Source organism: Pseudomonas spelaei (assembly GCF_009724245.1).
In the GTDB taxonomy this organism is placed as follows: domain Bacteria; phylum Pseudomonadota; class Gammaproteobacteria; order Pseudomonadales; family Pseudomonadaceae; genus Aquipseudomonas; species Aquipseudomonas spelaei.
This window is the reverse complement of record NZ_WNNK01000004.1, coordinates 234,773-250,504: the sequence shown is the minus strand read 5'-3', so window position 1 is coordinate 250,504 and position 15,732 is coordinate 234,773. Positions and strand designations below refer to the sequence as shown.

The 15,732-nt window shown below is 60.9% G+C and carries 16 protein-coding genes; 13 read left to right on the top strand and 3 right to left on the bottom strand.

Annotated features, from left to right (window positions below; all coding sequences use genetic code 11):
- The first annotated feature begins 38 nt into the window (after nucleotides 1–38).
- The 4 genes from spoT to GNF76_RS07000 all read left to right on the top strand — a co-directional run bounded on the left by spoT (nucleotide 39) and on the right by GNF76_RS07000 (nucleotide 4,165).
- The gene (gene spoT, locus GNF76_RS07015; protein ID WP_155582443.1) at nucleotides 39–2,144 is read left to right on the top strand and encodes a bifunctional GTP diphosphokinase/guanosine-3',5'-bis pyrophosphate 3'-pyrophosphohydrolase; all 2,106 of its coding nucleotides are present in this window, start codon (nucleotides 39–41) and stop codon (nucleotides 2,142–2,144) included.
- A gap of 24 nt (nucleotides 2,145–2,168) precedes the next feature.
- Entirely contained in the window at nucleotides 2,169–2,549 is a 381-nt protein-coding gene (locus tag GNF76_RS07010) for a RidA family protein (protein ID WP_007921133.1), read from the top strand.
- Nucleotides 2,550–2,610: 61 nt separating this feature from the next.
- Entirely contained in the window at nucleotides 2,611–3,354 is a 744-nt protein-coding gene (locus GNF76_RS07005) for a hypothetical protein (RefSeq protein ID WP_155582442.1), read from the top strand.
- A 76-nt stretch (nucleotides 3,355–3,430) separates the two neighbouring features.
- A complete protein-coding gene (locus tag GNF76_RS07000) occupies nucleotides 3,431–4,165 on the top strand; it encodes a hypothetical protein (RefSeq protein ID WP_155582536.1) in 735 nt (244 codons plus the stop codon).
- A gap of 209 nt (nucleotides 4,166–4,374) precedes the next feature.
- Here GNF76_RS07000 and GNF76_RS06995 read toward each other — a convergent pair whose 3' ends face one another.
- Nucleotides 4,375–5,226 carry an SDR family oxidoreductase gene (locus GNF76_RS06995; RefSeq protein ID WP_155582441.1) on the bottom strand — a complete coding sequence of 284 codons (852 nt, stop codon included), beginning with the start codon at nucleotides 5,224–5,226 and terminating at the stop codon, nucleotides 4,375–4,377.
- A gap of 188 nt (nucleotides 5,227–5,414) precedes the next feature.
- On the opposite strand from GNF76_RS06995, the gene exbB reads away from it, so the two are divergent.
- The 9 genes from exbB (at nucleotide 5,415) to GNF76_RS06950 (ending at nucleotide 14,160) form a co-directional block, all read left to right on the top strand.
- Complete coding sequence (exbB, locus tag GNF76_RS06990) at nucleotides 5,415–6,401, top strand: tonB-system energizer ExbB (RefSeq protein ID WP_155582440.1); 987 nt, start codon at nucleotides 5,415–5,417, stop codon at nucleotides 6,399–6,401.
- A gap of 6 nt (nucleotides 6,402–6,407) precedes the next feature.
- A complete protein-coding gene (gene exbD, locus GNF76_RS06985) occupies nucleotides 6,408–6,833 on the top strand; it encodes a TonB system transport protein ExbD (RefSeq protein WP_155582439.1) in 426 nt (141 codons plus the stop codon).
- Complete coding sequence (locus GNF76_RS06980) at nucleotides 6,830–7,576, top strand: energy transducer TonB family protein (RefSeq protein WP_155582438.1); 747 nt, start codon at nucleotides 6,830–6,832, stop codon at nucleotides 7,574–7,576. The genes exbD and GNF76_RS06980 overlap by 4 nt, the downstream gene beginning before the upstream one ends.
- Before the next feature lie 167 nt (nucleotides 7,577–7,743).
- Nucleotides 7,744–8,079: a cupredoxin domain-containing protein gene (locus GNF76_RS06975; RefSeq protein ID WP_155582437.1), complete on the top strand. Its 336-nt coding sequence runs from the start codon at nucleotides 7,744–7,746 to the stop codon at nucleotides 8,077–8,079.
- Nucleotides 8,080–8,082: 3 nt separating this feature from the next.
- Nucleotides 8,083–8,901, top strand: a complete 819-nt coding sequence (locus tag GNF76_RS06970) for an FTR1 family iron permease (protein ID WP_155582436.1) — start codon at nucleotides 8,083–8,085, stop codon at nucleotides 8,899–8,901.
- A gap of 20 nt (nucleotides 8,902–8,921) precedes the next feature.
- The gene (locus GNF76_RS06965; protein ID WP_155582435.1) at nucleotides 8,922–9,440 is read left to right on the top strand and encodes an iron transporter; all 519 of its coding nucleotides are present in this window, start codon (nucleotides 8,922–8,924) and stop codon (nucleotides 9,438–9,440) included.
- Between the two features lie 114 nt (nucleotides 9,441–9,554).
- Complete coding sequence (locus tag GNF76_RS06960) at nucleotides 9,555–10,475, top strand: hydrogen peroxide-inducible genes activator (RefSeq protein ID WP_155582434.1); 921 nt, start codon at nucleotides 9,555–9,557, stop codon at nucleotides 10,473–10,475.
- 8 nt (nucleotides 10,476–10,483) lie between these two features.
- Entirely contained in the window at nucleotides 10,484–12,559 is a 2,076-nt protein-coding gene (gene recG, locus GNF76_RS06955; protein WP_155582433.1) for an ATP-dependent DNA helicase RecG, read from the top strand.
- Nucleotides 12,560–12,759: 200 nt separating this feature from the next.
- On the top strand, nucleotides 12,760–14,160 hold the full coding sequence (locus GNF76_RS06950; RefSeq protein ID WP_155582432.1) for an aminoacyl-tRNA deacylase and HDOD domain-containing protein: 1,401 nt from the start codon (nucleotides 12,760–12,762) through the stop codon (nucleotides 14,158–14,160).
- Nucleotides 14,161–14,217: 57 nt separating this feature from the next.
- Here GNF76_RS06950 and GNF76_RS06945 read toward each other — a convergent pair whose 3' ends face one another.
- Together GNF76_RS06945 and tagQ are read right to left on the bottom strand one after the other, a co-directional pair.
- Nucleotides 14,218–14,598 carry a helicase gene (locus GNF76_RS06945; protein ID WP_155582431.1) on the bottom strand — a complete coding sequence of 127 codons (381 nt, stop codon included), beginning with the start codon at nucleotides 14,596–14,598 and terminating at the stop codon, nucleotides 14,218–14,220.
- 126 nt (nucleotides 14,599–14,724) lie between these two features.
- Nucleotides 14,725–15,657 carry a type VI secretion system-associated lipoprotein TagQ gene (gene tagQ, locus GNF76_RS06940; protein ID WP_155582430.1) on the bottom strand — a complete coding sequence of 311 codons (933 nt, stop codon included), beginning with the start codon at nucleotides 15,655–15,657 and terminating at the stop codon, nucleotides 14,725–14,727.
- Nucleotides 15,658–15,732: the final 75 nt, after the last annotated feature.

Below are 15,732 nucleotides of genomic sequence, written 5' to 3'. Positions count from 1 at the left end.
ACGGCGCGGGGTCACAGCCCACGGCAGGAGTTAATACTTTGCCGAGCATAGACGCCCTCGCCGATCGCTTATCGACCTACCTCGGCCCAGACCAGGTCAACCTGGTCCGCCGAGCGTACTTCTACGCCGAACAAGCCCACGACGGCCAACGCCGCCGCAGTGGCGAGGCGTATGTCACGCATCCTCTTGCCGTGGCCAATATTCTTGCCGACATGCACATGGACCATCAGAGCCTGATGGCCGCGATGCTGCATGACGTGATCGAAGACACCGGCATTGCCAAGGAAGCGCTCAGTGCGCAATTTGGCGAAACCGTGGCCGAACTGGTCGACGGGGTCAGCAAACTGACCCAGATGAATTTCGAGACCAAGGCCGAAGCCCAGGCGGAAAACTTCCAGAAAATGGCCATGGCCATGGCCCGGGATATCCGGGTGATTCTGGTCAAGCTGGCCGACCGGCTGCACAACATGCGCACGCTGGAAGTGCTGTCCGGCGAAAAACGCCGGCGCATCGCCAAGGAAACCCTGGAAATCTATGCCCCCATTGCCAATCGGCTGGGCATGCATGCCATTCGTATCGAATTCGAAGACCTCGGCTTCAAGGCCATGCACCCGATGCGTTCCGCGCGCATCTACCAGGCGGTCAAGCGCGCCCGGGGCAATCGCAAGGAAATCGTCAACAAGATCGAAGAATCCCTGAGCCATTGCCTGGCGATCGATGAGATCGAAGGCGAGGTCAGCGGCCGGCAGAAACACATCTACGGCATCTATAAAAAGATGCGCGGTAAGCGCCGCGCCTTCAACGAAATCATGGACGTCTACGCGTTCCGGATCATCGTCGACAAGGTTGATACCTGCTACCGCGTGCTGGGCGCTGTACATAATTTGTACAAACCCCTGCCAGGACGTTTCAAGGATTACATCGCCATTCCCAAGGCCAACGGCTATCAGTCGCTGCATACCACACTGTTCGGTATGCACGGGGTCCCGATCGAGATCCAGATCCGTACCCGGGAAATGGAAGAGATGGCCAACAACGGCATCGCCGCCCATTGGCTGTACAAGTCCAGCGGCGACGAGCAGCCAAAAGGCACTCATGCCCGTGCCCGCCAGTGGGTCAAGGGCGTGCTGGAAATGCAGCAGCGTGCCGGCAACTCCCTGGAATTTATTGAAAGCGTGAAGATCGACCTGTTCCCGGACGAGGTCTATGTGTTCACGCCCAAAGGTCGGATCATGGAGCTGCCCAAAGGCTCCACGGCGGTCGACTTTGCCTACGCCGTGCACACCGACGTGGGCAACAGTTGCATCGCCTGCCGGATCAACCGCCGCTTGGCCCCACTGTCGGAACCGCTGCAAAGTGGTTCCACCGTGGAGATCGTCAGCGCACCGGGCGCACGCCCGAATCCGGCCTGGCTCAACTTCGTCGTCACCGGCAAGGCCCGCACCCACATTCGTCATGCCCTGAAGCTGCAACGCCGCTCCGAGTCCATCAGCCTGGGCGAACGCCTGCTGAACAAAGTACTCAACGGCTTCGACAGCGCCCTGGACTTGATCCCGGCCGAGCGCGTGCAGGCGATGCTCCACGAGTACCGCCAGGAAACCATCGAAGACTTGCTGGAAGACATCGGCCTGGGCAACCGCATGGCCTATGTCGTCGCCCGCCGCCTGCTGGGCGAAGGCGAACAACTGCCAAGCCCGGAAGGTCCCCTGGCGATTCGCGGCACCGAAGGCCTGGTGCTCAGCTACGCCAAGTGCTGCACACCGATTCCTGGCGACCCGATTGTCGGCCACCTGTCTGCGGGCAAAGGCATGGTGGTGCACCTGGACAACTGCCGCAATATCAGCGAAATCCGCCACAACCCGGAAAAATGCATCCAGCTGTCCTGGGCCAAGGATGTCACCGGCGAATTCAACGTCGAGCTGCGGGTTGAGCTGGAGCACCAGCGCGGCCTGATCGCCCTGCTGGCCAGCAGCGTCAACGCGGCCGACGGCAATATCGAGAAAATCAGCATGGACGAACGCGATGGTCGCATCAGCGTGGTCCAGCTGGTGGTCAGCGTGCACGACCGCGTGCACCTGGCCCGCGTAATCAAGAAACTGCGCGCATTGACCGGGGTCATCCGTATCACCCGCATGCGCGCCTAGCCCATCCATTACAAGGAGTCATTCATGACCAAGACTGTTATCACCAGCGACAAGGCACCAGCAGCAATCGGTACTTACTCCCAGGCGATCAAGGCGGGCAATACCGTCTACATGTCCGGCCAGATTCCACTGGACCCAAAAACCATGGAGTTGGTTGAAGGCTTCGAAGCACAAACCGTGCAGGTCTTCGAAAACCTGAAGTCCGTCGCCGAAGCCGCTGGCGGTTCGTTCAAGGACATCGTCAAGCTGAACATCTTCCTCACCGACCTTAGCCACTTCGCCAAGGTCAACGAGATCATGGGCAAGTACTTCCAACAGCCGTACCCAGCCCGTGCCGCCATCGGCGTTGCTGCCCTGCCAAAGGGCGCCCAGGTTGAGATGGACGCGATTCTGGTCATCGAGTAAAACACCCGGCGCGCCCTCTCTTCAAAAGGGTGCGCCGACTTCGTTTTAAAAGGATTCCGTAATGCGCAAAGCGCTCGTTGCTTCTTCGCTGCTCGCCCTGTTGCTCAGCGGCTGTGCCAGCAACCCTGCCGACCGTGACGTCAGCGGTACCTGGATCAATCAGGTCGCCATCGATGCAGCATCCAAGGGCGGCCCTTTGCGTGAAGCCCTGCAGGCCAATGGTCCGAACCTCGAATGGGAGGTCAACACCAAGGCCAACCAGGCGCGCTATTACAATGGTTTTGAACGTCCCGAAGGTACCTTGGTGGGCGAGAAGTCCGGTACCTGGAGCGTTGATTTCTACGGTAGCTCGACCACCGAACTCAAGCGCAACGGCAAACAATTGCTGCAAGCTGCCAACGACAACGAGCCGGAACAGCTTTTTGGCCGCCCCAAAGAACCCGCCCCCGAAGGCGCGCCATTGGGCGCCAACTTTGAACGGGCCCTGTACTCAGCCTATATGGGCGGCAGCTGGAAAATCGTCAACGGCAACGGTGAAGGCGCTACCGTGCAGTTCCAGGCCAACGGCCAGGTCTCCGGCCTGCCGGGCGCCGACCAGTACTCGCTGTGCCTGGCTGGCGACTGCGCGTCCATGAGCGGCGGCTACGACAGTATCTGGCTGCAACAAGGTGGCCAGGGCAACCCATGGATCTTTGCCCGCAAAGGCAAGCAACTGGAAATTTTCCAGGCGATCAATACCTCCCAGGCTGACGAGGTACCCTCGTTTACTCCCGGGCCACGGCAGTGGTTGTTGGAAAAACAGTGATACAGAACAAAGGAGCCTACGGGCTCCTTTTTCTTTAGTCTGCTCCATCGTTTCCCCCCTCATGCAGATTGCCACCATGCGTCTATCACTTGCCCTTAGCCTGCTCCTGCTGGGCGGCTGTACTCATACGCCGCAAACAACCGATATCAACGGGCTCTGGATAAATCAGGCAGCCATCGATTCCGCAGCCCAAGGCCGGCCCTTGCTGCGAGCCATTGATACACACGGCTTGAATCTGGAGTGGAACATCGACACCCATAGTGGCAAGGCGCAATTTAGCAACGCGTTCGAGCTGGGTGAAGGTCAATTGCTGCCAAAGGCAGCTGGTATATGGACCGTCGACTATAACGGCCACGGCACCGACGAACTTCAATCGGATGGCAGGCAGCTGATCCAACACACCACGAAAAATACCGCCGGCCAAGTGTTCAGCCGCCCCACCCAGCCCGCCGCCGCAGACGCGAAGTGGGGCACGACCTTCAGACAGGCGCTGAATTCAGCCTATATGGGCGGCCACTGGAAAATCCTTGAGGGCCAAGGCGTCGGCAACTTCGTAGAGTTCAGAGCAGATGGCAGCGTGTCAGGGTTGGCGAAAAATGACCGGTACGAGTTATGCCTGGGAGGAGATTGCGCCACTCAAGGCGCAGGCAATGACACCCTCTATTTGGGCACGGGTGACGTGGGAGACGGATGGATTTTCGTCCGCTACGGCAAACAACTGGAGATTCTCCAGGCGATCAACCAGTCTCAACCTGACGAAATCCCCCAACTCACACCAGGCCCACGCCAGTGGCTGCTGGAAAAACAGTGACGCAAAAATAAGGAATGGATATCCAGTAACCGAAGCAGATTCAGTGTGGGAGCTGGCTTGCCTGCGATGCAAACACCTCGATACTTCAGGTATACCGAGTTGATCCAATCGCAGGCAAGCCAGCTCCCACATTTGTTCTTCTCTGGCTTGAGCATTGCGTTCACTTAACTGACCAGCATTAGCCCGCAGGCTCCCTTTTCAGCCTTCAATTAACCCTCAAGAATCGCCGCGTACCCTTCGCGATAACTCGGATACCTCGGCACCCAGCCCAGTGCCTTGGCCCTGGCATTGCTGCACCGCTTGCTACCAGCCCGTCGTACGCTGGCGTCTGCTGCCCATTCAGTCACACCAAGGTATTCACGCAGCCAGTCCACCACCTCGGCCAGTGGCGCAGGCGCGTCGTCGACGCCAATGTAGCAGTTGTCCAGCGCACCACCCTGCTGCACATGTCGCAGCAGAAAGGCCAACAAGCCCGCCGCATCATCCGCGTGAATCCGGTTGCCATATAAAGGCGGATCAATCGCAACGCGATAGCCTTCCCGCACCTGGGTCGACAAGCGCTCACGACCCGGGCCATAGATACCCGTGAGACGTACTACGCTCGCGGGGATCCCACTATTGAGCGCAACTTGCTCGGCTTCCAGCATGACGTTGCCGGAGTAGCCACTGGCCTGAGTCTCAGAGGTTTCATCAACCCACTCCCCGTTCTGCTGCCCATAGACGCTGCTGCTGGAAACAAACAGAAGGTGTTCAGGCTCCTGACCATAGTCGCTCAACCAGCCGATTACATGCTGCAACCCCTGAACATAGGCCGCGCGGTAGCCTGCTTCGTCGTGATCGGTGGCGGTCGCGCAGTACACCAGATAATCCACGCCGCCCACCGGCCAGGTGTCAGGGCAGTCTTCGTTGAACAGATCGCCGGCAATCCCGATAACACCCTCCGGAAGGCGCGAGACATCACGCCGCAGGCCATGAACCTCCCAGCCCAAGGCCAGCAACTGGGTCGCCAGACGGCTACCGATATCGCCGCAGCCGGCAATCACAACAGAAGGCGCAGACATCACAAAACTCCATTCTTAAAGGCCAAGGTTAGCCTTCACAGGTGACCGACGGCCAGGAAATAGACAAATAAAGTAACTGTATTACTTTTGTTAACAAGAATTACTTGCAATAATAACCGCCCATTTGTCCTCGACCCGATGCGGTTTGGAAGGACAATCCCGTATTTTTTCTCTCAGGTCCGGCCAGCATGACACGCAATAAACTCCCCGCTTCGCCAACCAAGCCTCACAGCCCATCCCGCGCCTGGCGTGCGATTGCTGCGATGCTGTTCAGCGTTCTGCTGGCTCCGACCGCCGCATTCGCCGATAACACCGCTCCGGTTGCGCAACCCGCCGCCACCGCGCCGGCACCTGAGCACAATGCCGCCGCGCCCGTCGTCGCACCGGCCGCCACTGACCCGACCCAGGCCGTAGACGCAGCACCCGCCGATGAAACCGGCGTGGTGCTGGAAGAAGACAACACCCTGGGCATGGCCCACGACCTGTCACCTTGGGGCATGTACCAGAACGCTGACATCATCGTGAAGATCGTGATGATCGGCCTGGCCATCGCTTCGGTCATCACCTGGACCATTTGGATCGCCAAAGGCTTCGAGCTGCTGGGCGCCAAACGCCGCCTGCGCACCGAAATCGTCAATCTGAAAAAAGCCACCACCCTGAAAGAAGCCAGCGAAAGCGCGGCGAAGAAAGGCACCCTGGCCCACCTGCTGGTCCACGACGCACTGGAAGAAATGCGCCTGTCGGCCAACAGCCGCGAAAAAGAAGGCATCAAGGAGCGCGTCAGCTTCCGTCTTGAGCGCCTGGTCGCGGCCTGCGGTCGCAACATGAGTAATGGCACCGGCGTGCTCGCCACCATCGGTTCCACCGCGCCCTTCGTCGGCCTGTTCGGTACCGTGTGGGGCATCATGAACAGCTTCATCGGCATCGCCAAAACCCAGACCACCAACCTCGCTGTCGTCGCACCCGGCATTGCCGAAGCCCTGCTGGCAACCGCCCTGGGCCTGGTGGCCGCCATCCCTGCGGTGGTGATCTACAACGTCTTCGCCCGTTCGATCGCCGGCTACAAAGCCCAGGTGTCGGATGCCTCGGCTGAAGTCCTGTTGTTGGTCAGCCGTGACCTCGATCACCTGCCTACCGAGCGCAGCTCGCAACCGCACATGGTGAAAGTGGGGTAATCGGCCATGGGCCTACATTTGAATCAAGGCGACGACGAGCTCGTCGAGAACCACGAAATCAACGTCACGCCGTTTATCGACGTGATGCTGGTGCTGCTGATCATCTTCATGGTGGCAGCACCGCTGGCCACCGTAGACATCAAGGTTGATCTGCCCGCCTCCAGCGCGAAACCTGCGCCACGGCCGGAGAAACCGGTGTTCCTCAGCGTCAAGATGGACCAGCGCCTGTTCCTGGGCGAAGAGGAAGTCAAAGCCGAAACCCTGGGCGCAGTGCTCGACGCCAAGACCCAAGGCAAGAAAGACACGACGATCTTCTTCCAGGCCGACAAAGGCGTGGACTACGGTGACCTGATGAGCGTGATGGATGCCCTGCGGGCAGCCGGCTACCTCAAGGTAGGCCTGGTCGGACTTGAGACGGCAGCCAAGAAATGATCACGACGCGCCACAAACTGACGCGTTATGGCACCAGCCTCGCCGTCGTGCTGGGCGTCCACGCCGTCGCGATCATCATCGCGCTCCACTGGTCGGCACCCCACACGGTCCAACTGCCACCTGCGGCCATGGTCATCGACCTGGCACCGATGCCAGCACCACCACCTCCGGCTCCGCCGAAGGTGGTAACGCCGCCGCAACCGCCCGCTCCGGTGGAAGAACTGCCGTTGCCAAAACTGGCCGAAGCACCGAAACCGACGATCCAGGTGCCCAAGCCGGTCAAGCCCAAGCCAAAACCCGCACCCCCCAAGCCTGTGGAGAAAAAGCCCGAGCCACCGAAGGAGAAACCTTCCGAGGAGCCGCCGAGTGAAACCCCACAGAACGCACCGGTAGAGAAATCGGCCCAACCAACACCCGGCCCATCACCGCAGCAAGTGGCGGCCAAGGCGTCTTGGGAAGGTACGCTGTTGGCGCACCTGCAGAAGTACAAGAAGTACCCGCCAGGCGCCCAGGCGCGTGGCAAAGAAGGCTTGAACCGTTTGCGCTTCGTGGTCGACGCTGAAGGCAACGTGCTGTCCTATGAGCTGGTGGGCCGCTCCGGCAACGCCGACCTGGACCGCGCGACCCTGGACATGATTCGTCGTGCCCAGCCACTGCCCAAGCCACCGGCCGAGATGTTGAAAGGCGGTAGCATCGAGATCGTTGCACCGTTCGTTTACAACATCGAGAAACGTCGCCGCTGATCACCTCCGTGGGCACTCTCGGGTGCCCACGGCAGTTGCCCGCCTCCTGTGTTACCGCCCAACCTGAACCTGGATTGAACAGAGCCAAAACTGTCGCGATCTTCACTTGTAACATCTCGCAACAAAGCTAAATATGCGCGAATAGTTCTCATTAACGGACGTTCGGCATGCCCAACCTCGCCCGCCTGACTCTCGCCCTACTGGCGCTTCCCACTGCGGCACACGCCGATCAGTTGGTCACCCTGGTCATTCAGAACCACACCTTTACGCCCTCCAGCTTTTCGGTTCCTGCCGGCGAACGCTTTCGCATTCAACTCACCAGCCATGACGAAAGCGTCGATGAGTTCGAAAGCTATGACCTGAAATTCGAAAAAATCATCGTCCCCGGCAACACCGTGACGGTTTTCGCGGGTCCGCTGCACCCCGGCACCTACAGCTTTTTCGACGACTACCACCCGGACCAGGCCAAAGGCACGGTCACCGCCGTCGCGGCCAAGGAGTAAGCCATGCTGGCCTGCCTGTTGATCGTGTTTCGTGAAGTACTGGAAGCCGGGATTGTGGTCGGGATTGTCATGGCCGCCACCCAAGGCCTGGCCCGGCGTGGCTGGTACATCGGCGGTGGGATCGCTGCGGGGGTCTTCGGCGCTGGTATCCTGGCGTTGTTCGCCGGGGCCATCACTCAGGCCCTGGAAGGGTTCGGCCAGGAAATCTTCAACGCCGCCATTCTGATCGTGGCCGTATTCATGCTGGGCTGGCACAACCTGTGGATGGCCAGCCATGGCCGGGAGCTCGCGACACAACTGCGCAGCGCCGGCAATGCCGTCCTGCGCGGCGAAAAATCCCTGTGGGCCCTGGCCGTGGTGATCACCGTCGCCGTACTGCGCGAAGGCTCGGAAATTGTACTGTTCCTCTATGGCATTGCCGCCTCGACCCAGACCGACCCGCTGACAATGCTGGCCGGCGGCGTACTGGGAATCGCCACAGGTGCCGTGCTGTCCTGGTTGTTGTATCGCGGCCTGGTCGCCATCAGCCTCAAGCGCCTGTTCTCGATCACGTCCTGGATGATCGCCTTGCTTGCCGCCGGGATGGCTGGCCGAGCCGCCGCGATCCTGGCCGGTATCGACCTGATTCCCGCCTGGGGCTACCAGCTCTGGGACACCTCCTGGCTGGTGTCTGACGGCAGCCTCACCGGCAGAGCGCTACAGGCCATGGTTGGCTACACCGACCGGCCGCTGGGCGTCCAACTGGCGGCATGGCTGGCCACACTCATGCTGCTGGTGATGGGTAACCGTTTGATTCACGCACGCCCGGCTTCATCACGTTAACCCTCCCAGGAGTCTTGCCCATGAAACACCTGCCCACCGCACTGGCGCTGTTCGGCGCACTGGCCTTTTCCAGCCTGACCCAAGCCCGCGAATATCCGATTGGCGGCCCGGTCCAGGCCAACGACATGGAAATTGCTTCCTCTTATCTGGTCGGTATCGAGATGGCCCCCATGCCACCAGGCATGGTCATGAGCAAGGATTCCGTCCACCTGGAAACCGACGTCCATGCCACCGCCGATAACAAATACGGGCTGGCCAACGGTGAGTGGGTGCCTTACCTGACCATCACCTACTCACTGGTCAAGCAGGGCTCACCCAACTACAAGGAGATCGGCACCCTGCTGCCCATGGTCGCCAAAGACGGCGCCCACTATGCCAACAACGTGAAAATGGACGGCCCTGGCACCTACACCGTGGTGCTGCGTTATGAGAGCCCGCAGATCAAAGGCTTCTTCCATCACGTCGACAAGGAAACCGGTGTACCCGAATGGTGGGGGCCCTTCACCGAGACCTTCACCTTCAAATACCCTCAGAGCTGAAATCCCGGGCTCCGACACTCGATTACCCGGTGTCGTAACCCCCACACTGTCTGATAACGTGCGTCTATCGATTGCAGCCGGTATGCTTGGCCCGCAACCTCATGGACGCCCGCTATGACTCTTACAGAATTACGCTACATCGTTACCCTCGCCCAAGAGCAGCACTTCGGCCACGCGGCCGAGCGTTGCCACGTCAGCCAGCCGACGTTGTCGGTGGGTGTGAAGAAGCTTGAAGACGAACTCGGTGTGCTGATTTTCGAGCGCAGCAAAAGCGCCGTGCGCCTGACGCCGGTCGGCGAAGGCATCGTCGCCCAGGCCCAGAAGGTGCTGGAGCAAGCCCAAAGCATTCGCGAACTGGCCCAGGCCGGCAAGAACCAGCTGACCGCACCGCTGAAAGTCGGCGCTATCTACACTGTCGGCCCGTACCTGTTCCCGCATTTGATTCCGCAACTGCACCGCGTCGCGCCGCAGATGCCACTGTATATCGAAGAAAACTTCACCCACGTGCTGCGCGACAAACTGCGCAACGGCGAGCTGGACGCGATCATCATCGCCCTGCCGTTCAACGAGGCGGATGTGCTCACCCTGCCGCTCTACGATGAGCCGTTCTACGTGCTGATGCCGGCGTCCCACCCCTGGACGCAAAAAGACACCATCGACGCCGCCCTGCTCAACGACAAGAGTTTGCTGCTGCTCGGTGAAGGCCACTGCTTCCGCGACCAGGTCCTGGAAGCCTGCCCGACCCTGACCAAGGGCAACGACGGCGCCAAGCACACCACCGTGGAATCCAGCTCCCTGGAAACCATCCGCCATATGGTCGCGTCGGGACTGGGTATTTCGATCCTGCCGTTGTCAGCCGTGGACAGCCATCACTACGCTCCCGGCGTGATTGCCGTGCGCCCACTGACGCCACCGGTGCCGTTCCGTACCGTGGCGATTGCCTGGCGTGCCAGCTTCCCGCGTCCGAAAGCCATTGAAATCCTCGCCGACTCGATCCGCCTGTGTTCGGTGGCCAAGCCGCCTGCCGCGAGCTGAGTAACCGTATGACCGAGTTGTCGCAGGTGTCGGTGACGGCACTCAAGGGTGTCGGGGAAGCCATGGCCGAGAAATTGGCCAAGGTCGGCCTGGAGAACCTCCAGGACGTGCTGTTCCACCTGCCCCTGCGCTACCAGGATCGTACCCGCGTCGTGCCCATCGGCCAGTTGCGCCCCGGGCAGGATGCGGTAATCGAAGGCACCGTCAGCGGTGCCGATGTGGTGATGGGCAAGCGCCGCAGTTTGCTGGTGCGCCTGCAAGACGGTACCGGTGGCTTGAGCCTGCGCTTCTACCATTTCAGCAACGCACAAAAGGAAGGCCTCAAACGCGGCACCCGCGTGCGCTGCTACGGCGAAGCCCGGCCCGGTGCGTCGGGGCTGGAAATCTACCACCCCGAATACCGCGCCATCACCGGCGACGAACCACCCCCGGTAGACACCACCCTCACGCCGATCTACCCGCTGACCGAAGGCCTGACCCAACAGCGCCTGCGCCAGTTGTGCATGCAGACCCTGACGATGCTCGGCCCGAAAAGCCTGCCCGACTGGCTGCCTCAGGAGCTGGCACGGGATTACCAATTGGCGCCGCTGGACGACGCAATCCGTTACCTGCACCACCCACCGGCCGACGCTGATGTGGATGAGTTGGCCCTCGGTCATCACTGGGCCCAACATCGCCTGGCCTTCGAAGAACTGCTGACCCACCAACTGTCGCAACAACGCCTGCGGGAAAGCATGCGCTCCCTGCGTGCACCGGCGATGCCCAAGGCCAAGCGTTTGCCTGCGCAATACCTGGCCAACCTGGGTTTTGCACCGACTGGCGCACAGCAGCGGGTTGGCAATGAAATCGCCTACGACCTCAGCCAGAAAGAACCCATGCTGCGCCTGATTCAGGGTGACGTAGGCGCGGGCAAAACCGTGGTCGCTGCCCTCGCCGCGTTGCAAGCCCTGGAAGCCGGGTACCAAGTGGCGCTGATGGCGCCCACCGAGATTCTCGCCGAGCAGCACTTCATCACCTTCAAGCGCTGGCTCGAACCGTTGGGCCTGGAAGTGGCGTGGCTGGCCGGCAAGCTCAAGGGCAAGAACCGCGCAGCAGCGCTGGAACAGATTGCGGGCGGCGCACCTATGGTGGTCGGCACTCATGCCCTGTTCCAGGACGAAGTGCAGTTCAAGAACCTGGCCCTGGTGATCATCGACGAACAACACCGCTTCGGCGTGCAACAACGCCTGGCTCTGCGCCAGAAAGGCGTGGGCGGGCGCATGTGTCCGCACCAGTTGATCATGACCGCCACGCCGATCCCGCGCACGCTGGCCATGAGTGCCTACGCCGACCTCGACACTTCGATCCTCGACGAACTGCCGCCCGGTCGGACCCCGGTCAATACCGTGCTGGTGACCGACACCCGCCGTGTCGAAGTGATCGAACGCGTACGCGGCGCCTGCGCTGAGGGTCGCCAGGCCTATTGGGTATGCACGCTGATCGAAGAGTCTGAAGAGCTGACCTGTCAGGCCGCCGAGACCACCTATGAAGACCTCACCAGCGCCCTGGGCGAGCTCAAGGTGGGGCTGATCCATGGCCGCATGAAGCCCGCTGAAAAAGCGGCGGTGATGGCCGAATTCAAGGCCGGCAACCTGCAACTGTTGGTCGCCACCACGGTGATCGAAGTCGGCGTGGACGTGCCCAATGCCAGCCTGATGATCATCGAAAACCCCGAACGCCTGGGCCTGGCGCAACTGCACCAGTTGCGTGGTCGTGTTGGCCGGGGCAGCGCCGCCAGTCATTGCGTGTTGCTGTACCACCCACCGCTGTCGCAGATCGGTCGCCAGCGCCTGGGGATCATGCGCGAAACCAACGATGGTTTCGTGATCGCCGAAAAGGACCTCGAACTGCGCGGCCCTGGCGAAATGCTCGGCACCCGCCAGACCGGCCTGCTGCAATTCAAGGTCGCCGACCTGATGCGCGACGCCGACTTGCTACCGGCGGTGCGCGATGCCGCTCAAGCGTTGCTGGAGCGCTGGCCACAACACGTCAGCCCATTATTGGACCGCTGGCTGCGCCACGGCCAGCAATACGGCCAAGTCTGACAAACCCTGTAGCCGCTGCCGAGGTACGAGGCTGCGATGCGTGTCCGCAGGACCGCCCTCGGGGGTCGCTTCGCAACCCATCGCAGCCTCGTACCTCGGCAGCGGCTACAACAAGACGGGTGTCACAAACCCTACTTAGTCGACCCCCATATGTATCAAGCTGGTTATACTCCAAGGACTGTAGGAAATTGGATCCGGCCATGACAGAAGTTGCCCTCGCCACAGCGCCCCCGACCGTGCCCTCGGTCATTCGGACGCTGCTCGCAAAGCTCACCATCAGCTATACGGAAGTCGCCGAACGGCCTGGCTTGAACCCTGCACAAAAGGTGCAAGCGGTGCTGCTGGATGACGCGGTGGGCGCCCTCATGGTGCTGTTTCCCCAGAGCCAGTTGCTGGACCTCAATCGCCTCACCGAACTCACGGGTCGGCGTCTCACCGCCGTATCACCGGAACGCCTTGAACGCATGCTCGGCAAGCACAGTCTGAGCCTGTTGCCCGGCCTGCCACCGCTGACCAGTTCGCCCTGCCTGTACGAAGAAAGCCTGCTGCGCTCGCCCACCGTGTTGGTCCATTCGGGTGAAGCCGGCGTACTGCTGGAGATTGCCAGCGAAGACTTCAAGCGCATGCTGAGCAAGGCCAGCGCCGCCAACTTCGGCGAAGCGCTGAGCAGTATCCGGCCCAACTTCGACCGCCCGAATGACGACCGCGAGGAAATCACCCAGGCGATGCAGGCGTTTACCGCCCGCCGCATCCAGCAACGCCTGGAAGCGACCATCGAAATTCCGCCCCTGGCCGACACCGCGCAGAAGATTATCAAGCTGCGGGTCGACCCCAACGCCACCATCGACGACATCACCGGCGTAGTGGAGACCGACCCGGCCCTGGCCGCGCAAGTAGTGAGCTGGGCGGCTTCGCCCTACTACGCCTCCCCCGGCAAGATCCGCTCGGTGGAAGATGCCATTGTTCGCGTGCTGGGCTTTGATCTGGTGATCAACCTGGCGCTGGGCCTGGCGCTGGGCAAGACCCTGAGCCTGCCCAAGGACCACCCACAACAAGCCACGCCGTACTGGCAACAATCGATCTACACCGCGGCGGTAATCGAAGGCCTGACCCGCGCCATGCCGCGCGCCCAGCGCCCGGAAGCGGGCCTGACCTACCTGGCGGGCTTGCTGCACAACTTCGGCTACCTGTTGCTGGCCCACGTCTTCCCGCCGCATTTCTCACTGATCTGCCGGCACCTGGAGGTCAACCCGCACCTGTGCCACAGCTACGTTGAGCAACACCTGCTGGGCATCAGCCGCGAGCAGATTGGCGCCTGGTTGATGCGCTACTGGGACATGCCGGAAGAGCTGTCCACCGCGTTGCGCTTCCAGCACGACCCAAGCTATGACGGCGACTATGCCGAATACCCGAACCTGGTGTGCCTGGCCGTGCGCCTGTTACGCAACCGTGGCATCGGCTCCGGACCTGACGCCGAGATCCCCGACGAACTGCTGGAACGCCTGGGCCTGACCCGGGACAAGGCCGAAGATGCGGTGGGCAAGGTGTTGGATGCGGAAGTGTTGTTACGCGAATTGGCATCGCAGTTCAGCCAAGGCTAAACAACAAGCGTCTGTGGCGAGGGGGCTTGTCCCCTCGCCACAGAAAGCTCACTTGAGTTAGACCTTCGGCTTTTTCTTCGGCTTCAAATACTTGGTCAACCCCTGGAACCAGATCACCAGTGCCGGGTTGCCCTTGATCTGGATCGACTTGTCCTGAATCCCTGTCATGAACGCCAGTTGCTTGTTCTTCGCCTGCATCGTGGCGAAGCCGTAGGCGGCGTCTTTAAAGGCGATGGCGAACGCAGGCTCCGGGTGAACACCCGAGCGGCTGGTAATGCGCTGGTCTTTGACAATGAAGTGACGGGCAACCTTGCCGTCGAGGGTCTGCAGCTGGAACGCCAGGTCCTTGTCACCCAACTGTTGCTGGAAGGCAGGATTGCTGCGGCTGGCTTTGCCCATCATCAGGCCCAGCACCCAGAGGAGAAGACGAAATTTCATGCACACGGCCTCGGTGTAATTATTGAGTGGCCGCAGCAGTTTAACGATTTGCAAACAGAACGCCACCGATCTTGCGCATTAGCAGAAGATCGGCTGGCGTTTACCGCTTATAGCAACAACTTACCCTTAAACGTTAGGGCAAGGAACCGGTGCCCAGTCGCCCAGGTCAGGGTTTTTGCACATGCTGTTGACCTGCGTGGTACCGGCGCTGGCCACCTGCTTGCTTTCATCCTGCTTGATCTTGGCGGTCCGGATGGTTTTCTCGGTAGTCACCGCTTCGCTAGGAACGACTGGCAACACAGGCTTCTTCGCCGGCTTGACCGCTTTTTTGCCTTTGGTCGCAGTGACTGCTGGCGTGGTGTCGGCAGTCGCTACGGTCACCACGTCGGCACGCTGCACGCCCACCTGTTGCAGGTCTTTCTCGTAAGCCTGGGTGTAGTTGTTCAGGTCTTCGCTGGCCTTGCCGTTGACCGCAACAATCAGGTCATTGGACTCTTTCAGGCCGGAGACGATTTCCGCCAGGCGCTTACGGCCTTCGGTGTCGTTGACGGTCTTGGCCTTGCGGTCAGCCACCAGCTTGGTGAAAGCGCTCTGGTAGCACTGCTGCGATGCCTTGGCGTACGCGGTGCTGCGGTCGATGTCCGAAGCGCTTTTGTTGACGTCAGTGGCGTAGGAAGCAATACGCTGGTTGTCATCGGTGATCTGCTTCTGGCGCTCGGTGTAGTAACCGGCGGCACCACCGGCCAGGGCGCCGCCCGCGGCACCGATGGCGGCGTTACGGCCACGATTGTCGGAGTTGCCGGTCAAGGCACCCAGTAGTGCGCCACCCGCAGCACCAATGGCTGCACCGGTCACGACCGACTTGGTCATGTCCGAATCAGTGGCACGCAAGTGCTGCACCGGCTCGTAGCAGTTAGGGTAGTACTCGACCTTGGTGGTCGAGGCCACCTTGGAGGCGGGGGACGTGACGCAACCGGTCAATACAGTACTGAAGCCGGCGGCAATCAGCAGCAGATGACGCTTGGAAACCGAAGCAGAAGCTTTACGGGAGAAAAGCATAGTTGTGTACTCTTTTAAGTTTGACCAGCCCAGCACGGCCCACCGCCGCCTGAGTCCCTTCCAAGCTCGCTGTAC

What these genes read in the sequence shown, in the direction of transcription:
- GNF76_RS07010 (WP_007921133.1), top strand. Translation starts at nt 2,169, where the DNA reads ATGACCAAGACTGTTATCACCAGCGACAAGGCACCAGCAGCAATCGGT.
- GNF76_RS07005 (WP_155582442.1), top strand. Translation starts at nt 2,611, where the DNA reads ATGCGCAAAGCGCTCGTTGCTTCTTCGCTGCTCGCCCTGTTGCTCAGC.
- GNF76_RS07000 (WP_155582536.1), top strand. Translation starts at nt 3,431, where the DNA reads ATGCGTCTATCACTTGCCCTTAGCCTGCTCCTGCTGGGCGGCTGTACT.
- GNF76_RS06995 (WP_155582441.1), bottom strand. Translation starts at nt 5,226, where the DNA reads ATGTCTGCGCCTTCTGTTGTGATTGCCGGCTGCGGCGATATCGGTAGC.
- exbB (WP_155582440.1), top strand. Translation starts at nt 5,415, where the DNA reads ATGACACGCAATAAACTCCCCGCTTCGCCAACCAAGCCTCACAGCCCA.
- exbD (WP_155582439.1), top strand. Translation starts at nt 6,408, where the DNA reads ATGGGCCTACATTTGAATCAAGGCGACGACGAGCTCGTCGAGAACCAC.
- GNF76_RS06980 (WP_155582438.1), top strand. Translation starts at nt 6,830, where the DNA reads ATGATCACGACGCGCCACAAACTGACGCGTTATGGCACCAGCCTCGCC.
- GNF76_RS06975 (WP_155582437.1), top strand. Translation starts at nt 7,744, where the DNA reads ATGCCCAACCTCGCCCGCCTGACTCTCGCCCTACTGGCGCTTCCCACT.
- GNF76_RS06970 (WP_155582436.1), top strand. Translation starts at nt 8,083, where the DNA reads ATGCTGGCCTGCCTGTTGATCGTGTTTCGTGAAGTACTGGAAGCCGGG.
- GNF76_RS06965 (WP_155582435.1), top strand. Translation starts at nt 8,922, where the DNA reads ATGAAACACCTGCCCACCGCACTGGCGCTGTTCGGCGCACTGGCCTTT.
- GNF76_RS06960 (WP_155582434.1), top strand. Translation starts at nt 9,555, where the DNA reads ATGACTCTTACAGAATTACGCTACATCGTTACCCTCGCCCAAGAGCAG.
- recG (WP_155582433.1), top strand. Translation starts at nt 10,484, where the DNA reads ATGACCGAGTTGTCGCAGGTGTCGGTGACGGCACTCAAGGGTGTCGGG.
- GNF76_RS06950 (WP_155582432.1), top strand. Translation starts at nt 12,760, where the DNA reads ATGACAGAAGTTGCCCTCGCCACAGCGCCCCCGACCGTGCCCTCGGTC.
- GNF76_RS06945 (WP_155582431.1), bottom strand. Translation starts at nt 14,598, where the DNA reads ATGAAATTTCGTCTTCTCCTCTGGGTGCTGGGCCTGATGATGGGCAAA.
- tagQ (WP_155582430.1), bottom strand. Translation starts at nt 15,657, where the DNA reads ATGCTTTTCTCCCGTAAAGCTTCTGCTTCGGTTTCCAAGCGTCATCTG.